This is a genomic window from Oerskovia sp. Root22 (assembly GCF_001429135.1).
Taxonomy (GTDB): Bacteria; Actinomycetota; Actinomycetes; order Actinomycetales; family Cellulomonadaceae; genus Oerskovia; species Oerskovia enterophila.
The window spans coordinates 595674-613869 of the sequence record NZ_LMIL01000007.1; the positions used below are offsets into that span (position 1 = coordinate 595674).

The following is an 18196-nucleotide window of genomic DNA, read 5'->3' on the forward strand; positions in this document are numbered from 1 at the left end:
GCCTCACGGCCGACGACCCCCGACGACGTCTTCGCGGCGAATACCCACGATCGGCTGCCGGCCACTAGGCGCGAGAGACCGTACCTGCCTGGGATCTTCCCGGAGCATCGTGGACCCGCCAACCGTCGGGTCGATCACGCACGTGCGGGGCCTCGCGCCAGACATCAGAACCACGAGGCACCAGTGACCACCACCGAAACACCTGTCGAGCCCACCGAGCTCGACCTCACCCCTGCCGAGGCCCCTGTCGACGACGCACAGGGCACGCTCTCGTCGAGCGTCCAGGCCAAGGACGTCTCCTTCGCGGACTTCGGTGTCCGCCCGGAGATCGTCGAGGCGCTGGCCGACGCCGGCATCACCCACCCGTTCCCCATCCAGGCCATGACCCTGCCCGTCGCGATGTCGGGGCACGACATCATCGGCCAGGCCAAGACCGGCACCGGCAAGACGCTGGGCTTCGGCGTGCCGCTGCTGCACCGCGTCATCGCCCCGGGCGAGGAGGGCTTCGACCAGCTCCCCGCACCGGGCAAGCCGCAGGCCCTCGTCATCGTGCCGACCCGTGAGCTCGCCGTCCAGGTCGCCGGCGACCTCGAGGCCGCCTCGGCCAAGCGCAGCGTCCGCATCATCCAGCTCTACGGCGGCCGTGCGTACGAGCCGCAGATCGCGACGCTCAACGCGGGCGTCGAGGTCGTCGTCGGCACCCCCGGGCGCATGATCGACCTCATGAACCAGGGCCACCTCAACCTCACGCGCGCTCGCTGCGTCGTGCTCGACGAGGCCGACGAGATGCTCGACCTGGGCTTCCTGCCCGACGTCGAGAAGCTCCTCTCCCGCACGCCCGCGGCCCGCCACACCATGCTCTTCTCGGCGACCATGCCGGGCGCGGTCGTCTCGATGGCCCGCCGCTACATGACGCAGCCGACGCACATCCGGGCCAACGACCCGGACGACGGCGGCCAGACCGTCAAGAACATCAAGCAAGTCGTCTACCGCGCGCACGCGCTCGACAAGGTCGAGGTCCTCGCGCGCATCCTCCAGTCGGAGGGCCGCGGCCTGACGATCGTGTTCGCACGCACCAAGCGCACGGCCGCCAAGGTCGCCGACGAGCTCGCCGACCGCGGTTTCGCGTCAGGCGCGATCCACGGCGACCTGGGCCAGGGCGCCCGCGAGCAGGCGCTGCGCGCCTTCCGCTCGGGCAAGATCGACGTGCTCGTCGCGACCGACGTCGCGGCCCGTGGCATCGACGTCGACGACGTCACGCACGTCGTGAACTACCAGTGCCCCGAGGACGAGAAGACCTACCTGCACCGCACGGGCCGTACGGGCCGCGCGGGCAACAAGGGCACGGCCGTCACGTTCGTCGACTGGGACGACGTGCCCCGCTGGTCGCTCATCAACAAGGCCCTGGACCTGAACATCCCGGAGCCCGTCGAGACGTACTCGACCTCCCCGCACCTGTACTCGGACCTGAACATCCCCGAGGGCACCAAGGGCCGACTGCCCAAGTCCGCGCAGACCCGCGCGGGCCTGGACGCCGAGAAGCTCGAGGACCTGGGCGAGACCGGCAAGCGCGGCGGCTCGCCGTCGTCCGCGCGCGGCGGTCGGGACGCAGGCCGCGACGCGGGCCGCTCGGGCTCGCGCGACGCCGGTCGGTCGGGTGGCCGCGACAGCGGTCGCAGCAGCTCGCGCGACGCCGGCCGGTCCGGTGGACGTGAGGGTGGCCGCAGCTCCGAGGGCGCGCAGCGTTCCTCGGCACCGGCCGTCTCCACGGGTGCGGAGCAGGCTCCGCGCGCCGAGGCTCCGGCCGCCGGGGCGTCCGCGGACGGCGCTCCGTCGCGTCCGCGTCGCCAGCGCAACCGTCGCCGCACGCACGGCGGCTCGGGCGCCGGCACCACGGGGGCGCCGGCTCCGGCCGAGTGACCCTCGACGCACGACACCGACGGCGGGCCGTCGCTCCTCGGAGCGGCGGCCCGCCGTCGTCCCGGGAACCGTCACGCGCGCGGGCGCAGCAGCGGCGTGCCCGGCGGGTCGGGGCTAGCGTGGATCCATGGAACCTCGCGTCAGCCTGATCACCCTGGGGGTGCGCGACGTCGCCCGGGCACGCGCCTTCTACGTCGACGGGCTGGGCTGGGCACCCGTCAACGAGGTGCCGGGCGAGGTCGTCTTCCTCCAGGTCGGTCACGGCCTGCTGCTGTCGCTGTGGCGCCGGGCCGACCTCCTCGAAGAGGCCGGTCCCGGCATCCACGAGGGGCACCACGGTCCCGAGCCCGTGACGCCCGTCGCGCTCGCGCACAACGTCGGCTCGCCCGCCGAGGTGGACGACGTCCTGGCGAGCGCGCTCGCCGCAGGAGGCTCCGTCGTCGTGCACGCGCAGGTGCGCGCCTGGGGCGGCTACTCGGGGTACTTCGCGGACCCGGACGGGTTCCGCTGGGAGGTCGCCCACAACCCGGGCCTCGTGGTGTCCGACGACGGACGGGTCACGTTCGTCGCGGCCGAGCCCGACCCCGGGGCCTGGTAGGTCCCGGCGGGACGCCTCAGCCGAGGCGGGTGCGGCCCCTCACGCCGTCACGGGGCCCAGTCCACGTCGGCGACCTGGTTCCACCCGATGCCCGCTGCGGTCCAGCGCGGGGACACCTGGACGAGCCGGTCACGGAAGTCCGGATAGCTACGGTCGGCCTGCTCCGACCACGCGACCTCTGCCGTCGCCGGCAGCCGCGGGAAGAGCATGAAGTCGGTGTACGTGTCGACGGGCACGAACACGTCGGTGCTCGTCGGCAGGCCCGCGAGGCTGTCGGGGTAGGAGCGGTCGGACCACAGCAGCACCTCGACGCCCGCCATGTCGGACTCGTCCGCCAGTGTGCTCTTTCCGTCGGGCGAGGTGAGCTCGGTCGCGGGGTCCCAGTCGTACGCCTCCTCGAGAGTGATGCGCGAGGCCCACTCGAGGCCGTACGGGGTGTCCTCGTCGTACTTCATGTCGAGGTACGTGCGGTCGGCGGGCGACATGATGAGCCGGGCGCCCTTGTCGAGCGCGGCCTGGACGTCGACCAGGTCCGCGTTCGTCGCCTCCCCGCCGATGACCCCGCGCAGCCGCTCCCCCACGCCCCAGTACTGGATCAGCGCGCCGGGAGGCAGCTCCTCGGACGCCCCCCACTGGTGCCAGCCGATCACGGTCTTGCCGTGGCTGGTCGCGATCTCGTTCGCGGCCTCGGCGTAGCTCTGGTACCAGCCGGGCGGGCTGGGCGCCTCGTCGCCGCCCAGGTGCAGGTACGGGCCGGGGTTCTGCCCCGCGACGGACGCGAGGACCGTCTCGAGGAAGCCCTGGACGTTGCCCAGGTTCTCGTCGCTCACGCAGACGATCGGGTTGTTGACCTCGGGGCCCCAGTACAGCGGGGTCGGGACGCCGTCGCAGGTGAGCGAGCCGAGCGACGCCTGCGCCGCGAGGGTGTGCCCGGGCCCGTCGATCTCCGGGACGACCGTCATGTACTTGTCGCGCGCGTACGCGACGATCTCCGCGTACTCGTCCGCGGTGTAGTACCAGCGCTCACCGTCCCCCGTCCCGGGCTCCCACCCCTCCTGCGTGGTGGAGCCGACCTCGGTGAGCTCGGGCAGTGCGTCGACCGCGATGCGCCACCCCTGGTCGTCCGTCAGGTGCAGGTGGAGCGCGTTGAGCTTGTACGTCGACGCGTGGTCGATGAACCGCTTGACGGACTCGACCGGGTAGAAGCGGCGCGCGACGTCGAGCATCGCGCCGCGGTAGGCGAACCGGGGCTCGTCGGAGATGGTGACCGCCGGGGCGGTCCACCCGCCCGCAGGCGCCTCCTGGACCGTGGTCGCCTCGAGCTCCGGCGGGAAGAGCTGGCGCAACGTCTGCACGCCACGGAACAGACCGGGGGGCGACGTGGCGGTCAGGACGATCTTCTCGTCGTCGACCGTGAGCTCGTAGGCGTCGACACCCGTGTCGTCGAGCAGGCCGTCCCGCTCCCAGACGACCTCGGTGTCCGGCACGAGCTCGAGGCGGATCTCGCCCACGGCGCCGTCGACCGCCGGGCCGAGCGGCAGGTCGAAACCGGTCGCGGTCCCGAGGTGCTCGGCGAGCTCCTCACCGACGTGGTGGACGTCCGGGGCCATGACCTCGGGCGTGACCAGCGCGATCGTGGAGTCCGCGTCGAGCACGAACGCGCCTCCCCCGCCGACCCTCACGTCCGTGGGCACCGGCACGAGCCCGAGGCCGGCCGAGGCGTCCTTCTCCTCGGGAGTGCATCCCGCGACGAGCGAGACGGTCAGGACGGCGAGGGCGATCCCGGTCGTGAGAGCGACGGGTCGACGGCGGCGCGGTGAGTTCACCAGCACTCCTTCGATACTCATGACGGAAGGATGCGGCGCCCCTCCGGGACTCACCCTAGGACGTGGGTGCGATACCAGGACGGGGACGTCCGTACCGATCGGGTAACGCCCGTCGGGCTCGCGGATCGTCGCGCGTCGACGCGCCTGGACAGCACGACGCCCGCGAGACCAGGAGGTCTCGCGGGCGTCGGGGCGCTACGGTCGGCCGGGCGTCAGCTGGCCGCCTGGACGAACGCGGTGACGGCGTCCGCGACGAGCTGCACCGCGATGGCCGCGAGCAGCAGACCCGCGATGCGGGTCACGAGGATCGTGCCCGAGTCCCCGAGGACACGGTGGATGACGTTCGCGAAGCGCATGGCCAGGAAGAGCGTGATGTGGACCGCGACGACGCCCGCCGCGATCGCGACCCAGTCCGCAGCGGACCCGTCGGCTCGCTGGACGAACACCATGGTCGCGACGATCGCACCGGGGCCCGCGAGGAGCGGCGTGCCGAGCGGGACCAGGGCGACGTTGACGCCCTTGTTGCCCGACGGCGTCGGCTCCTCCATCTTTCCCGTGAGCAGCTCCATCGCGACCAGCAGCAGCAGGAGCCCGCCGGACGCCTTGAGCGCCGGGAGCGAGATGCCCATGTAGTTGAGGATCTGCTGGCCGAACACCGCGAACGACACGATCACGCCGAACGCGACGAGGATCGCGGTCCTGGCGGCCTGGTTGCGCTGCTTGGCGCCCATGGCGCTCGTCAGGCCCAGGAAGATCGGTACCGTCCCGGGAGGGTCCATGATCACGAACAGCGTGATGAACACCTCGGTGAAGAGGCGGAGGTCCATGATGTCGTTCACGACATCACCGCCCGCGCCGTCATCGGATCACGTCCAACGTGCCTAGCTCCTCGATCGTCTCCAGCACTCGTGGTGCTGTCGTGTTCTCGCCGAGCCGGTTCGGTTTGCCGGCTCCGTGGTAGTCGCTCGAACCCGTCACGAAGAGGCCCAGGGTGTGGGCGATGTCCTCGAGACGGGCAACTTGCTGTGCGCTGTGGTCGCGGTGGTGCACCTCGAGCCCCAGCAGTCCTGCGTCGGCCATCTGCTCGATGACCGCGTCCGGCACCACGCGTCCTCGCCCGTCGGCGCCCGGGTGGGCGAAGACGGGCACCCCACCGGCCGCGCGCACCGCGCGCACGGCGTCCAGGACGTCAGGGGCGTAGTGCGGCACGTAGTAGCCCGTGCCGGGGTGCAGGATCGTGGCGAATGCCGCCGAACGGTCGCTGACGTGGCCGGTGGCCACCAGGGCGTCCGCGATGTGCGGGCGCCCGATCGTGGTCCCCTCCTCGGTCTGCGACAGGACATCTTCCCACGTCAGCGGGTAGTCCTCGCCGATCCGCTCGACCATGCGCCGGGCCCGCGAGACGCGGTCGACACGCGTGCGCTCGGTCTCGGCCAGCAGGTCGGGGTGCGTGGGGTCGTGCAGGTAGCTCAGCAGGTGGACCGAGACGTGCCCCGAGCGGGCCGAGATCTCCGCGCCCCGCACCAGCGCGATGCCGCTGCGGGTGGCCGCTTGCGCGGCGTCGGCCCAGCCGGCCGTCGTGTCGTGGTCGGTGAGGGCCACGACGTCGAGCCCTGCGGCGGCTGCGTCCTCGACGACCTGCGCCGGGGCGTCGGTCCCGTCGGACGCCGTGGAGTGGGTGTGGAGGTCGATGAGCACCCCCTCAGGATAGTGAGCGCGCGCGTCGGGGCCCGTCGGGCGGGGCCCGACGACGGCGCTCACCGAGGCGGATGGGTCCGGCGGGTCTGCTGCGGCCTGCGTGCCGCACGGCACCGCGAGGCCACCTAGAGAGGCAGGGCCCTGTCCTCGACGACGCTCTTCATGACGAGCGTCGAGCTGAGGCGCATCACGCCGGGCAGGGTCGAGAGCCGTTCGTCGTACAGCACCTGGAAGCCCGGCAGGTCGCTCGCGACGACGCGCAGGAGGTAGTCGGGGTCGCCGAAGAGGCGCTGGGCCTGCAGGACGTTCGGCACCTCGACGACCGCGGTCTCGAACGCCTCGAGCGTCTCCCGGGTCGCAGACTGCATGGTCACGAAGAGGAGCGCCTCGAAGGTCAGCCCGACCGAGCTCGCGTCGAGGTGCGCGCGGTAGCCGCTGATGACCCCGGAGCGCTCGAGCGCCCGCAGCCGCCGGTGGCACGGCGAGACGCTCAGGCGGACCCGTTCGGCGAGCTCGGTGAGCGTGAGCCGGCCGTCCTGCTGCAGCTCGGCAAGAATCTGCCGGTCGATGTCGTCCATGCACGAGATCTTTCCACCTCATCGTGATTCAGAGCAAGAAGTTGGAAGCACCTTTGCCCGGTTCCGACCTAACGTTGCTCTCGCGCCGGAGGTCGGCGCCCATGCCCCTGGAGGAACGATGCCCGTCGCCACGATCGCCGCTTTCTGGGCGGTGTCGCTCGTCTTCGTCGTGACGCCCGGGGCCGACTGGGCGTACGCGATCACGGCCGGCCTGCGCCACCGGTCGGTCCTGCCCGCTGTGGGTGGGATGCTGGCCGGCCACCTCGCGGCCGCGCTCGTCGTCGCCGCCGGGGTCGGCGTCCTGGTGTCCCGCTCCCCGGCTCTCCTGACGGTCCTGACGATGCTCGGTGCGGCGTACATCGCGTGGCTCGGCGTGACGATGCTCGCCCGCCCGGGTGGTCCTGTCACCGAGGGGGAAGACGTCGCCGGGTCGTGGGTACGCCAGGCCGCGAAAGGACTCGGGACGAGCGGGCTCAACCCCAAGGTCCTCCTGCTGTTCCTGGCGCTGCTGCCGCAGTTCACCGACCCGGCGGGGCGCTGGCCCGTCGGCGCGCAGATCGCGGCGCTGGGCGCGGTGCACATGGTCGGCTGCGCGGTCGTCTACCTGCTCGTGGCGTTCGGGGCACGGCACGTCCTGCGCTCCCGTCCCGGCGCGGCGCGCGTCGTCACGCGGGTCTCGGGCGTCGCGATGATGCTGATCGGTACCGCGCTGGTCCTCGAGCAGGCGATCGGCTGACGGCCTCGTCCCAAGGCCCGCACAGGACGTTCACGGGAGGCTCCCCGTGCTTTCGCACTGCTCCCAGGTGGCGCTGGCAGCATCCGAAGCGATGCGAAACAGCCAGCCCTCCCTCCGGGCCTCCGCCTTCCCGTCCGACCCGTCGATCGACCTCCTCCCGAGCCTCGCGCAGGCGTCCTCGGCCGGGACCCCTGCCGCCGTCGTGTTCGTGCACGGCGTGCGCACCTCGAACGCGATCTGGGGGCGTCAGCTCGCCCACGTGCGCGAGGCGGGCCACCTCGCGGTCGCGGTCGACCTGCCGGGGCACGGCGAGCGCAGCGACGAGCGGTTCACGCTCGCACGGGCCTTCGAGATCCTGGACGACGCCGTCGCGTCCTTCCCCGACGACGTCCCCGTCGTCGTGGTCGGGATGTCGCTCGGCGGCTACACGTCGCTCGCGTACGCGGCGAGCCACCCCGACCGGCTCGCGGGCGTCGTGGCGTGCGCGTGCAGCGCCGACCCGCGCGGCAAGCCCGTCGCGCTCTTCCGCGAGGCCGCGAGCCTCGTGGACGCTGCGGGCACCGCGACCCGTCGCGCGCTGGGCCGCGTCCAGGACGTGCTGCGCGCCGGAAGGTCGCTGCCGGGTGGAGCACGCGCCTCGGCCCAGCTCACCGGGGCCGGCACGTTCGCCGACCCGCGGCTCCCCGGCCGGCCCGCGTGGCAGGTCGTGACCGACGTGCTGCACGAGCTCGCGGGCCGCTCCTCGCGCGCCGACCTCCGCGCCGCAAAGGTGCCGGTCTGGCTCATCAACGGCCAGCGCGACCACCTGCGCCTCGACGAGAAGCGCTACCTCGACTCGGCCCCCGACACAGCCCTCGTGGTCGTGCCGCGCGCGGGCCACGACGTCAACCTCGACGCCCCCGACGCGTTCAACGACGCGCTCTCGCGGGCGCTGGGCGACCTCACGAGCCGCTGGTCCCCCGCTCGACGCCTCGAGCCGGTCGGCGCGGCCGCGTGACACGACCGTCCTGAGCGCCACGCCCGGCGACCCCGGGCCGTGACGACCCAGGACCGACAAGGCCCCAGGCACCCGAGGCGAGAACCGCCGTCGGGCACCTGGGGCCTTCTTCCTGCTTCCTGCTCACCTCCCGCACCGGCACGTGCGGGCCGGCGTCAGCCGCAGGACGTCGCCGGGTAGGCGACCTCCACCGTGCGCGGCTCGGCGCCCGGGAGCGTCACCGTGACGCTCGCCGTCCCCGCCTCGACCGAGCCCGAGCGCGCGTTGAACGTCTGCGCGGCGCTCTTGCCGGGCTGCAGCCCGTGGAACGACTTCGTCCCGAACGGCGTCGCCAGGACGACGTCGACCGCGGTGTCGGCCGAGCTCGTGGCCTTGACCGACACCTGGGCGTTCTTGCCCGCGCAGCGCACCGTCGCGGTGACCTCGACGGGCAGCGGCGGGAGCGGCGCCGACAGGCTCGGGATGCGGTCCGCGGGCGCGGTGCCCCATGTGAGGCCCGCGCTCGAGTCGGCCAGGTCGAACTCGAGCGTGCCGCCGTCCTGGATCGCCGAGGCGTCCATCCACGCGGCCGTGTGCTCGGCACCGTCGAGCGTGACGCCCGAGACGTAGCTCGGCAGGTCCTCGTTGGCCCCCTCGGCCGAGATGGCGAACGTCGTGCCCGCGTCGGTCGTGACGGTCGCGGACTGGACCTTGGGCGCGTTGAGCGCGAGCATGCCCGAGCCCGGCAGGACGGGCTCGAACCCGAGCGCGGCCATGACGTACCAGGCGGCCAGGGTGCCCAGGTCGTCGTTGCCGACGCCCCCGCCCGGCGTGTTCGGGAACCGGTTGAGGTTCGCGGCCAGCACGTCGTTCGTCTTCCACGGCTGCCCGACGTACCCGTAGAGCCACGCGTTGGTGATCGTCGGCTCGTTGCCCGGGTTGTAGCGGATCGTCTGGTAGTACGAGCTGCCACCGCGCGCCCACGTCGAGGGCGAGACGCCCGGCTTCGCGGCGAGCGCCGGCATGTCGAAGTAGTAGTCGAGACGCTCGACGAACGCGTCCTCACCACCCATCGCCTCGGCCAGACCCGTGACGTCCTGCGGGACCATCCACTGGTACTGCCACGGGACACCCTCGTGGAAGCCCGTGCGCGTGACGTCGGTCAGCTCGGGGAGAGTTACGAACGTACCGTCGGGGCGCTTGGCGTTGACCATGCCCTGGAAACCGCCCGAGAGCTGGACGTCCGGGTTCCACAGCGTCTGCCAGTTGCGGCCCTTGGCGAGGAAGGCCTCGGCGTCCTCGGTCTTGCCGAGGCGCTGAGCAGCCGCCCCCAGGCCCGCGTCGGACAGAGCGAACTCGAGCGTCGACGAGCCGCCGTGACGGTACTCCTCGTACTGCCCGCCCAGGCCGCCCTCGTTCTCGGGGTAGAACGGGATATGGCCGTTCTCGTTGTAGAAGGCCGCGCTCTGGCGACCCACCGACGCGACGCCGGCAGGCGGGGCCGTCGTGGCGTTCTCCACGAGGTAGCCCCAGAGCTCGTCCGAGATGTCGTCGGGCACGGTGCCCATGGCGAAGTTCTCCGCGAGCCACGGCGTGACCGGGTCGCCGGCCATGATGTTGGTCTCGAGCGCGCCCAGCGACCAGCGGGGCAGCCAGCCGCCCTCGACGCGGTGCTGGTACATCGAGCGGACGATGTCCTCGGCGCGCTCGGGGAGCAGCAGGGCGTGCAGCGTCGCCTGGGTGCGGTACGTGTCCCAGAGCGAGAAGTTCTGGTAGTAGTCCCAGCCGTCGGCCTGGTGCTCCTCGAGGTCCATGCCGCGGTACCGGCCGTCGGCGTCGTTGCCGATCGTCGGGGACAGCAGCGTCTTGTAGAGCTGGGTGTAGAAGATCGTGCGCTTCTCGGGCGAGGCCTCGATGTCGACGCGGCCCAGCTCGGTGTTCCAGGCGTCGCGCGCCTCCTCGCGGATCTCGTCGAACCCGACCTGGACGCCGTCGCGCACGGCCTCGGCCTCACGGTTGCCGCGAGCGCCGTCGACGCTCACGAAGGACACGCCCACGCTCACCTCGACGTCGCGGTCCGTGGTCGTGTCGAACACCGCGACGGCGCCGTTGCGGCCCGTCGTGACCTGGCTCGTGGTCGAGCCCGCGGTGTAGGCGCCGGTGGTGCCCCACGTGCCCGACGAGGACACGGGGCGGTCGAACGTGGCACTGAAGAAGTAGCGCTGCTTGGCGGGCGTGCCGCCGCAGAAGCCGCCGTTGTCGACCCAGCCCTCGAGCGTGTGGTCGTCGACCCACGTGACCGAGCTGGCGCCCGCGTCGCGCAGCGTCTGCCCGACGTTGAACGACAGGTGCGACGTGGTCGAGGCCGGGAACGTGTACCGGTGCGCACCCACGCGGGTGGTCGCGGTGAGCTCTGCGTGCACGTCGTTGGCGAGCGTGACCTCGTAGAAGCCGGCGACCGCCTTCTCGGTGCTCGCCTGGTCCTTGATCGCGATGGGGGTCCGGGCCGTGCGCGGGGCCGCGGTGGTGTCCGGGGTCACGAGCAGCTCGCCCGCCGCGGGGCAGCCTGCGCTGTTGACGTGCCGGTGGCTGAAGCCCCAGACCCGCCCGGCGTTCTTGCTGTAGGAGGTCGAGGCGTAGGAGTTGGAGTTGTCCGGGCTGAGCTGGACCATGCCGAACGGGACCGTGGCGCCGGGGTAGGCGTTGCCCTCGCTCTCCGTCCCGACGAAGGGGTTCACCTCGAGGGAGTGGTCCACGGGCGGGCGCGGTTCAGACGGGTCCTGCGGAACTGCGGCGACCGGGGAGGCGATGCCCGCCCCGATCAGCAGCGCGAGCCCCGCGGAGAGCGTGGCGAGTCGTGATCGTCTCATGTGTGTTCGTCCTCTTCGACGTCCGAGCGGGCAGCGATGCCCACGACGCTCAGGCCTCGTCCGGCGCGCACCGGTGCGCGGTCCGGCGCCCGTCCGACGACGACGTGGGGTCGCGAGAGCGGCTGGCACCGGTGCCGGACGACGAGCGTCCGCGGCCCAGCATTCCCGCGAATGACTGCGCTGTCAATTATGAATGACAGCGCAGTCATCTTTTGCTGCGGCGGGGCTGCTCGACAGCCGCACGCGCTCCCCGACAGCACCCGGAGCACACCCGAGCGCCGTCCGGGGTGCGCCACGCGTCACGCCACCTCTGCGCCCGAGGGGTGCTCCGCCGTCGGGCCGCACGCGCCCTCCCAGCGACCGATGGGAGACTGGTGGCCATGAGCAACGACACCACCCCCGTCAGCGCCCCGGCCGCGGAGTCCGAGCAGGAGATCGCCGCCCGGAACGACAACCGGTCGCACCGGCCCGACTCCGAGGCCTTCAAGGCGTTCATCACGAGCGGCTGGGCGCCGCGCGCGAGCAGCGACGTCGAGGCCGGCGCCGCCGCCCCGTACACCGCCGCCCGCCGCGCCGAGCTGTCCGCAGGCTTCGCGGGTGCGCGCCTCGTGATCCCCGCCGGCCCGCTCAAGGTCCGCTCGAACGACACCGACTACCGGTTCCGCCCGCACTCGGCGTTCGCGCACCTCACGGGACTCGGCACCGACCAGGAGCCCGACGCGGTCCTGGTCCTGCACCCCGTCGAGCCCGGCACGGGCGACGACGGCTCGAACCACCACGCCGTCCTCTACGTGCGCCCCCTCGCGGCGCGCGACACCGACGAGTTCTACGCCGACTCGCGCTACGGCGAGTTCTGGGTCGGGGCCCGCCCCAGCCTCGACGACGTCACGACCCTCACCGGGATCGAGGCGGCTCACGTCGACGAGCTGCGCGACGCGCTGGCCAAGGACGTCGGCGAGCACGTGGTGCTGCTCGTCGTCACGGGGGCGGACGAGAACATCGAGGCCCTGGTCGAGGCGATCCGCCTCGAGAACGGCCAGGCCGACGACGCCGCCGCGGACGCCACGCTCGTCGAGGCCGCCTCCGAGCTGCGCCTGGTCAAGGACGCGCTCGAGGTCGCGCACATGCGCGAGGCCGTCGACGCGACGATCGCGGGCTTCGCGGAGGTCGTGCGCAACCTGCCGCGCGCGACCGCGCACCGCCGCGGCGAGCGCGTCATCGAGACGACGTTCGACGCGCACGCCCGCCTCGAGGGGAACACGGTCGGCTACGAGACCATCGCCGCCGCGGGCGAGCACGCCACGACGCTCCACTGGATCCGCAACGACGGCCAGGTCCGCACGGGCGAGCTCGTGCTGCTCGACGCCGGCGTCGAGGTCGACTCGCTCTACACGGCCGACGTCACGCGCACGCTGCCCGTCGACGGCACCTACACCGACGTCCAGCGCCGCATCTACACCGCGGTGCTCAACGCCGCCGACGCGGCCTTCGCGGTCGCCGTCCCCGGGGCCCGCTTCCGCGACATCCACGCGGCCGCGATGGAGGTCATCGCCGAGCGCCTCGCCGAGTGGGGCCTGCTGCCCGCGACCGCCGAGGAGTCCCTCGCCCCCGAGGGCCAGTTCCACCGCCGCTGGATGGTGCACGGCACGAGCCACCACCTGGGCCTCGACGTGCACGACTGCGCGCAGGCACGCCGCGACCTGTACGTCGACGGCGTCCTGGAGCCCGGCATGGTCTTCACGATCGAGCCCGGCCTGTACTTCAAGAGCGACGACCTGACGGTCCCCGAGGAGTACCGCGGGATCGGCATCCGCATCGAGGACGACGTCCTGATCACGCAGGACGGCAACGAGAACCTCTCGGCGGCGCTCCCCCGCCGCCCCGAGGACATCGAGGCGTGGATGGCGTCGCTGCGCGACTGAGCGCGGCCAGGCTGTCAGAAGGGGGCCGGGGTACACCCCGGCCCCCTTCTGACGCCCCAGCGTCGCGGGCCGCTCGCGTCCGACCCCGGTACGGCGTCGACACCCCGCGGCTCAGACGGCGCGCGCGACGACGAGCAGCTCGCCGGCCCCCTCTCCGACGGCCTCGCGCCCCCACCCGCCGTCGACCTGCTCGACGGCGAACCCCGCCGCCTCGACGCTCCGACGCACCACGTCCTCGGCGCGGAACCGCAGCGTCGCGGTGCTCGTGAGCTCGTCCCCCTCGGGCATCTCGTAGCCGAGCGTGAAGTCGACGACGCCGTCACGCTCGCCCGTGACCTCGCTCCAGGTCTGCACGACGCGGCCGTCGCTCAGCGTCACCGGGTCGCGGTCGTCGGGGGCGTGCCACGCCTCCCAACCACGGTCACGGGGGTCGCGGGTGTCGAAGACGAGGAGCCCGCCCGGCACGAGGGCCTTCCGGAGGTCGGCAAGGACGCCCGCCCACTCGTCGTCGGCGACGAAGAACTGGGCCACGTGGCTCGTCATGAGGGCGACGTCGAACGCGTCCGCGGGCGCGTCGGCGGACGTCCCGTGGACCCAGGTCACGGCCTCACCACCGGGACGTCGCCGGGCCGCGTCGAGAGACGCGCCCGCGGGGTCGATGCCCGTCACCTCGTGCCCGGCGTCCGCGAGCGCCACGGTCAGCCGACCCGTGCCGCACCCGAGGTCGAGCACCCGCCCGCCCGGGCCCTCGGCCGCGCGGGCGAGGAAGTAGTCGTCGTCCGGACCCCAGGTGTTCTGGGCGTCGTAGACCTCGACGAGGCGGGCGTGACGGAACTCGGCCTGGTGCGTGGCGGGCTGCATGCCGTCACGGTATCCGGCCGTCCGTGCGCGGGTCACGGGAAATCCACCTCTTGTGTACGTCACACACAGTGCGTATGGTCTACACAGTGTAGGAGGTACACAACAGTCTGCGACGCACACGGAGGTAGCGATGCCCGACCCGATGATCGACGTCCGGGGACTCACGAGGTCCTACGGATCCCACGCCGTCCTGCAGGGCGTGGACCTGTCCGTCCGACGAGGCGAGATCTTCGCCCTCCTCGGACCCAACGGCGCGGGCAAGACGACCGCCGTCAACATCCTCACGACCCTCGTCCGCCCCGACGCCGGGACCGCGACCATCGCGGGGCACGACGTCGTCCGCCAGGCCGCGCGGGTCCGCGAGGTCATCGCGCTCACGGGCCAGTACGCCGCGGTCGACGAGTTCCAGACCGGCGAGGAGAACCTCGCGATGATGGCCAGGCTCGCGCACCTGCCGCGAGCAGCCGTCAGGGCCCGCACGGCCGAGCTCCTCGACCGCTTCGACCTCACGGACGCCGCCCGGCGCCGCGTCGAGACGTACTCGGGCGGCATGCGCCGGCGTCTCGACCTCGCGATCAGCCTGGTCGCGAGCCCGCAGGTCCTGATCCTCGACGAGCCGACCACCGGTCTGGACCCGCAGTCTCGTTCCGAGCTCTGGGACGTGGTCCGCGAGCTCGCGGCCGACGGCATCACGGTCCTGCTCACGACCCAGTACCTCGAGGAGGCGGACCGGCTCGCCGACACCATCGCGGTGCTCGACGGCGGGCGGATCGTCGCCCGCGGGACCGCGAGCGAGCTCAAGGCCCTCGTCCCCGGCCAGCACGTGCGGGTCGACGTCGAGGACTCCCACGCGCTCGCGTCCGTCCAGCAGATCGGCCTCGAGATCTCCGGGGTCGACGAGAAGGACCTCGCGGCGCTGGTCCCGACGACGGACCCGCTCCGCACGGTCCGCGACGTCCTGGCGCGGGCCGACGAGCGCGGCATCCCCGTGACGGGCGTGTCCGTGGTCAAGCCCTCGCTCGACGACGTGTTCCTCGCCCTCACGGGATCACGCGCCGCGCGGGCCACGATCCAGGCGCAGGGCACCCCGACCACCCCGTCCGCCCCCACCGAGCCCGCGGTCTCCCCCGCGACGACGAAGGCAGGCCTGCGATGAGCACCACGGCACCGACCACCACGCGGCGCCCCGCACCGGGACGCCCCTCGCGCACGGCACCGGCCCGCGTCGGCCAGTCCCCCGCGACCGCGCTGCGCGACGTCTCGGCCATGACGGGCCGCGAGCTGCGGCGCACGCTGCGCAGCGTCGACGGGCTGGTCACGGCCCTCATGCTGCCCGTGCTCATCATGCTCGTGTTCGTCATCGTGTTCGGCGGGGCGATCGAGGACGACGGGAGCTACGTCGACTACGTCGTGCCCGGGATCCTGGTCCTGTGCCTGGGCTTCGGCTCGGCGACGGCCGCGCTCTCGGTGGCCCAGGACATGACGAGCGGCACGATCAACCGCTTCAAGACCCTGCCGATCTTCGGCCCCTCGGTCCTGTGGGCGCACGTCCTGGCCAGCACGGTCCGCAACCTCGTGTCGGCCACGCTCGTCCTGCTCGTGGCCGTCGCGCTCGGTTTCAGTCCCGGGGCCGACCTGGGCGGCTGGGTGGGCGTCGCGGGCTACCTCGCCCTCATGGTCCTCGCGTTCACGTGGCTGAGCTGCCTCGCCGGCCTGGTCCTGAGCGTCGACGCCGCGGCGAGCTTCAACATGTTCTTCCTGTTCGTGCCGTACCTGTCGAGCGGGTTCGTGCCGGTCGAGACCATGCCGACGTGGCTGCACGGCTTCGCGATGCACCAGCCGTTCACACCCATCATCGAGACGTTGCGCGCGCTGCTCTCGGGGACATCGACCGCGGGGCAGCTCGGGCCGGCGCTCGCGTGGCTCGTGGGCATGTTCGCGGTCTCGTGCGCCGCGGCGTCGATCCTCTACCGGCGCCGGACGGCGCACTGAGGGCGCTCGACCCGTGCGGCCGACGCCGTTCCCGCCCGTCTCCGCCCGGGCGGCGATCACGACCGGAGCAGCGATGATGTACCCATGACGGACACCACCGATCCCGGCCTGCCCCACGCCATCGCCCTGGCGTGGGGCGTGGCCGAGAACCCGCAGCGCGGCCCTCGTCGCGAGCTGAGCATCGAGCGGATCGTCGAGCAGGCCATCGAGATCGCCGACGCCGAGGGGCTCGGGGCGCTCTCGATGAGCAAGCTCGCGGCGGCCCTGGGGTACACGACCATGTCGCTGTACCGGTACGTCACGAGCAAGGACGACCTGCTGCTCCTCATGCAGGAGCAGGCGATCGACGTCGACCTCCCCTCGGGGGCGCAACCCGAGCTCACCGCGGTCCTGGAGGGGCGGATCCCCGCAGGGGACGAACCCACGTGGCGGCGTGGCCTGCGCGAGTTCGCGCTCGCGTCGCTCGCGGTCTACGAGGCCCACCCCTGGTTCCTCGACGTCGCGGTCCAGGGGGTCCCGCTCACGCCCAACAACCTCCGGTTCGTCGACCTGGGCCTGCGCGCGATGCACGGCACCTCGCTGTCCGACGCCGACAAGCTCGCGATGATCATGCTCGTCACGAGCTACGCGCAGAGCGCCGCCCGGATCCAGCGCGAGCTGCGCGGGGCCCGGCAGGACCCGGCAGGGCGCGACGTGAGCGGGGCCGCGTACGCCGAGGTCTTCTCCGAGCTCGTGACGCCCGAACGCTTCCCGTACCTGCACCCCGTGGTCGCCTCGGGCGCCTACCTGAGCGAGGACGACGGGGTCGACGACGTCGTGTTCGGCCTCGAGCGGGTCCTCGACGGGATCGGGGTCTACGTCGAGCGGACGCCCGCCGAGCGCGCCGAGTCCCCGCTCCCCCCGCACGAGGAGCGCGAGGCCGCCGAGCTCTATGCGCGCGACGCCAAGGTGAAGGAGGCGTCCAAGGCTCGTCGCGAGGCCGAGAAGGCCGTGCGCGAGGCCGAGAAGCGCCTCAAGGAGGCACGCAAGCGCGAGCGGGACGCCGCGAAGGCCGCGGCCGAGCGGGCAGCCCGCGACTGAGCCCCGCGGAGTTGTCAGAAGGTGGCCGGGGTATGCCCCGGCCACCTTCTGACAACTCAGCGATCGTGGGTGACCGCGGCTACCCCGGGGACGACGCCCCGCGAACGCGGGTTCGGGCCGTCATGCGCTGCGCGGTCTCGCCCGCCTGGATCGGATAGCCATGCCTCCGGGCGAGCCCGGGGACCTACCGCGTGCCCGACGACGTCTCGTCGGTCGCGCCGTCGGCCGCAGCCTGGGCGTCGGTCGCCGGGGCGGGGTGCCCCTCGACGGGCGCGCCGTCGGCAGGAGCGGGGGGCGTGAGGTCGCTGCGCATGGCCCCGTAGCGCGGCGCGCCCGAGGGCGTCGTCCAGCGCGGGTCGGGCGTCCTGGCCGGAGGTGCCGGCTGGGCCGGCGCGTCGGCCGGCTGGACCGGCGTCGCGACGGGAGCCGGAGCGTGCGGGGCCGTCGGCTGCTGCGTCCCCCACGTCTGCCCCGGCTGCTGGCCGGGAGCCTGGCCCCACTGGCCCGGCTGCGCGGGCGGACCCGCGACCGGCGGGACCTGGCGCGCGATGGCCGCGGCGCCGTCCGGCATCTGGGACAGGAGGCGGCGTGCGTCGCCCGCGCGCTCCGCGAGGCACAGCAGCGAGTACGACGAGGCGACGATCTGGCTCGACGAGGTGAAGTCACGCTTGCCGCCCGTGAGCGAGTACGACAGCACCGAGAACAGCAGGCCGAAGCCCGCACCCAGTCCGATCGCCGCGAGCATCAGGCCGCCGCCGCTGTTGAACATGTAGAGCAGCAGGCCCACGAACAGGCCGAACCACGCACCGGACGCGAGGCCCGCGAGCGCCACCCGACCGTACGTGAGGCGGCCCATGACGCGCTCGACCATGCGCAGGTCGGTGCCGACGATGGTCACGTACTCGACGGCGAACTTGTTGTCGGAGAGGTAGTCGACGGCCTTCTGCGCCTCGAGGTAGGTCGCGTAGGACGCGATCTGCTCCCCGCTCGGCGGCGTCGGGACCTTGGGCGCGGAATTGGGACGAGTCATGCTCATCTGCCCAGTCTCCCGTACAAGTCGGCAGGAGGCGAGGGCGTTCACTCAGGGGGTATCAGCGAGGCAGAGGGCGGACGTCGGGGAAGAGGGCCGGCACCCTCTC

At 72.6% G+C, this 18196-nt stretch carries 15 protein-coding genes; 8 read left to right on the plus strand and 7 right to left on the minus strand.

Annotated elements, in window-relative coordinates:
- The first annotated feature begins 183 nt into the window (after positions 1 to 183).
- Entirely contained in the window at positions 184 to 1920 is a 1737-nt protein-coding gene (locus ASE15_RS07600) for a DEAD/DEAH box helicase (RefSeq protein ID WP_056647737.1), read from the plus strand.
- Positions 1921 to 2047: 127 nt separating this feature from the next.
- On the plus strand, positions 2048 to 2518 hold the full coding sequence (locus ASE15_RS07605) for a VOC family protein (protein WP_056762486.1): 471 nt from the start codon (positions 2048 to 2050) through the stop codon (positions 2516 to 2518).
- Between the two features lie 47 nt (positions 2519 to 2565).
- On the opposite strand, the gene ASE15_RS07610 is transcribed toward ASE15_RS07605, so the two are convergent.
- The 4 genes from ASE15_RS07610 to ASE15_RS07625 all read right to left on the minus strand — a co-directional run bounded on the left by ASE15_RS07610 (position 2566) and on the right by ASE15_RS07625 (position 6620).
- On the minus strand, positions 2566 to 4365 hold the full coding sequence (locus ASE15_RS07610) for a beta-N-acetylhexosaminidase (RefSeq protein ID WP_082618276.1): 1800 nt from the start codon (positions 4363 to 4365) through the stop codon (positions 2566 to 2568).
- Positions 4366 to 4556: 191 nt separating this feature from the next.
- On the minus strand, positions 4557 to 5171 hold the full coding sequence (locus ASE15_RS07615; protein WP_225220218.1) for a MarC family protein: 615 nt from the start codon (positions 5169 to 5171) through the stop codon (positions 4557 to 4559).
- A 31-nt stretch (positions 5172 to 5202) separates the two neighbouring features.
- On the minus strand, positions 5203 to 6042 hold the full coding sequence (locus tag ASE15_RS07620; protein ID WP_056647931.1) for a PHP domain-containing protein: 840 nt from the start codon (positions 6040 to 6042) through the stop codon (positions 5203 to 5205).
- A 125-nt stretch (positions 6043 to 6167) separates the two neighbouring features.
- Complete coding sequence (locus ASE15_RS07625; protein WP_056647725.1) at positions 6168 to 6620, minus strand: Lrp/AsnC family transcriptional regulator; 453 nt, start codon at positions 6618 to 6620, stop codon at positions 6168 to 6170.
- 118 nt (positions 6621 to 6738) lie between these two features.
- On the opposite strand from ASE15_RS07625, the gene ASE15_RS07630 reads away from it, so the two are divergent.
- Together ASE15_RS07630 and ASE15_RS07635 are read left to right on the plus strand one after the other, a co-directional pair.
- Positions 6739 to 7356 carry a LysE family translocator gene (locus ASE15_RS07630; protein ID WP_056762491.1) on the plus strand — a complete coding sequence of 206 codons (618 nt, stop codon included), beginning with the start codon at positions 6739 to 6741 and terminating at the stop codon, positions 7354 to 7356.
- A gap of 91 nt (positions 7357 to 7447) precedes the next feature.
- Positions 7448 to 8353 carry an alpha/beta fold hydrolase gene (locus ASE15_RS07635; protein ID WP_082618277.1) on the plus strand — a complete coding sequence of 302 codons (906 nt, stop codon included), beginning with the start codon at positions 7448 to 7450 and terminating at the stop codon, positions 8351 to 8353.
- Positions 8354 to 8508: 155 nt separating this feature from the next.
- Here the strand turns inward: ASE15_RS07635 and ASE15_RS07640 are convergent, their stop codons facing one another.
- Positions 8509 to 11202 carry a GH92 family glycosyl hydrolase gene (locus ASE15_RS07640; protein ID WP_056762494.1) on the minus strand — a complete coding sequence of 898 codons (2694 nt, stop codon included), beginning with the start codon at positions 11200 to 11202 and terminating at the stop codon, positions 8509 to 8511.
- 380 nt (positions 11203 to 11582) lie between these two features.
- Between ASE15_RS07640 and ASE15_RS07645 the strand changes: the two genes are divergently transcribed.
- Positions 11583 to 13124 carry an aminopeptidase P family protein gene (locus ASE15_RS07645; protein WP_056762496.1) on the plus strand — a complete coding sequence of 514 codons (1542 nt, stop codon included), beginning with the start codon at positions 11583 to 11585 and terminating at the stop codon, positions 13122 to 13124.
- A 111-nt stretch (positions 13125 to 13235) separates the two neighbouring features.
- On the opposite strand, the gene ASE15_RS07650 is transcribed toward ASE15_RS07645, so the two are convergent.
- Positions 13236 to 13985, minus strand: a complete 750-nt coding sequence (locus ASE15_RS07650) for a bifunctional 2-polyprenyl-6-hydroxyphenol methylase/3-demethylubiquinol 3-O-methyltransferase UbiG (RefSeq protein ID WP_056762722.1) — start codon at positions 13983 to 13985, stop codon at positions 13236 to 13238.
- A 130-nt stretch (positions 13986 to 14115) separates the two neighbouring features.
- Here ASE15_RS07650 and ASE15_RS07655 point away from each other — a divergent pair, with 130 nt between their 5' ends.
- From ASE15_RS07655 to ASE15_RS07665, 3 genes are all read left to right on the plus strand, one after another.
- The gene (locus tag ASE15_RS07655) at positions 14116 to 15141 is read left to right on the plus strand and encodes an ATP-binding cassette domain-containing protein (protein ID WP_082618278.1); all 1026 of its coding nucleotides are present in this window, start codon (positions 14116 to 14118) and stop codon (positions 15139 to 15141) included.
- Complete coding sequence (locus ASE15_RS07660; protein WP_082618279.1) at positions 15138 to 15977, plus strand: ABC transporter permease; 840 nt, start codon at positions 15138 to 15140, stop codon at positions 15975 to 15977. The genes ASE15_RS07655 and ASE15_RS07660 overlap by 4 nt, the downstream gene beginning before the upstream one ends.
- A gap of 84 nt (positions 15978 to 16061) precedes the next feature.
- Positions 16062 to 17057: a TetR/AcrR family transcriptional regulator gene (locus ASE15_RS07665; protein WP_056647711.1), complete on the plus strand. Its 996-nt coding sequence runs from the start codon at positions 16062 to 16064 to the stop codon at positions 17055 to 17057.
- Positions 17058 to 17241: 184 nt separating this feature from the next.
- Here ASE15_RS07665 and ASE15_RS07670 read toward each other — a convergent pair whose 3' ends face one another.
- On the minus strand, positions 17242 to 18093 hold the full coding sequence (locus ASE15_RS07670) for a general stress protein (RefSeq protein ID WP_200960522.1): 852 nt from the start codon (positions 18091 to 18093) through the stop codon (positions 17242 to 17244).
- Positions 18094 to 18196 lie beyond the last annotated feature (103 nt).

What these genes read in the sequence shown, in the direction of transcription:
- ASE15_RS07605 (WP_056762486.1), top strand. Translation starts at nt 2,048, where the DNA reads ATGGAACCTCGCGTCAGCCTGATCACCCTGGGGGTGCGCGACGTCGCC.
- ASE15_RS07610 (WP_082618276.1), bottom strand. Translation starts at nt 4,365, where the DNA reads ATGAGTATCGAAGGAGTGCTGGTGAACTCACCGCGCCGCCGTCGACCC.
- ASE15_RS07615 (WP_225220218.1), bottom strand. Translation starts at nt 5,171, where the DNA reads ATGGACCTCCGCCTCTTCACCGAGGTGTTCATCACGCTGTTCGTGATC.
- ASE15_RS07625 (WP_056647725.1), bottom strand. Translation starts at nt 6,620, where the DNA reads ATGGACGACATCGACCGGCAGATTCTTGCCGAGCTGCAGCAGGACGGC.
- ASE15_RS07630 (WP_056762491.1), top strand. Translation starts at nt 6,739, where the DNA reads ATGCCCGTCGCCACGATCGCCGCTTTCTGGGCGGTGTCGCTCGTCTTC.
- ASE15_RS07635 (WP_082618277.1), top strand. Translation starts at nt 7,448, where the DNA reads ATGCGAAACAGCCAGCCCTCCCTCCGGGCCTCCGCCTTCCCGTCCGAC.
- ASE15_RS07640 (WP_056762494.1), bottom strand. Translation starts at nt 11,202, where the DNA reads ATGAGACGATCACGACTCGCCACGCTCTCCGCGGGGCTCGCGCTGCTG.
- ASE15_RS07645 (WP_056762496.1), top strand. Translation starts at nt 11,583, where the DNA reads ATGAGCAACGACACCACCCCCGTCAGCGCCCCGGCCGCGGAGTCCGAG.
- ASE15_RS07650 (WP_056762722.1), bottom strand. Translation starts at nt 13,985, where the DNA reads ATGCAGCCCGCCACGCACCAGGCCGAGTTCCGTCACGCCCGCCTCGTC.
- ASE15_RS07655 (WP_082618278.1), top strand. Translation starts at nt 14,116, where the DNA reads ATGCCCGACCCGATGATCGACGTCCGGGGACTCACGAGGTCCTACGGA.
- ASE15_RS07660 (WP_082618279.1), top strand. Translation starts at nt 15,138, where the DNA reads ATGAGCACCACGGCACCGACCACCACGCGGCGCCCCGCACCGGGACGC.
- ASE15_RS07665 (WP_056647711.1), top strand. Translation starts at nt 16,062, where the DNA reads ATGACGGACACCACCGATCCCGGCCTGCCCCACGCCATCGCCCTGGCG.
- ASE15_RS07670 (WP_200960522.1), bottom strand. Translation starts at nt 18,093, where the DNA reads ATGAGCATGACTCGTCCCAATTCCGCGCCCAAGGTCCCGACGCCGCCG.